Below are 232 nucleotides of genomic sequence, written 5' to 3'. Positions count from 1 at the left end.
TAGAAGAGCTGAGATTGGTTATGAGATTCATCCCGATTTTTGGAGGAAAGGTTATACTTCGGAAGCGGTTAAAGAGGTCATTTCCTATGGATTTGAAGGTCTAGACTTGAATAGAATTGGTGCCGTTGTCTTTATTGAAAATCAAGCATCCAATCAATTGCTCTCCAAAATGGGTTTTCAAAGAGAAGGTATTTTGAGAGATTATATGTATCAATATGGAAAGTCTTTTGAT

Annotated in this window: 1 protein-coding gene; it reads left to right on the top strand. The window is 35.8% G+C overall.

Going from position 1 to position 232, the window contains the following annotated elements:
- On the top strand, window positions 1–232 hold a 232-nt coding region (locus AOA60_RS31900), incomplete at both ends, for a GNAT family N-acetyltransferase (protein ID WP_143522615.1).

Source organism: Pseudomonas sp. 2822-17 (genome assembly GCF_002742485.1).
GTDB classification, from domain to species: domain Bacteria; phylum Pseudomonadota; class Gammaproteobacteria; order Pseudomonadales; family Pseudomonadaceae; genus Aquipseudomonas; species Aquipseudomonas cyclaminis.
The sequence above is the reverse complement of the archived record's forward strand: the minus strand, read 5'-3'. Positions and strand labels throughout refer to the sequence as shown.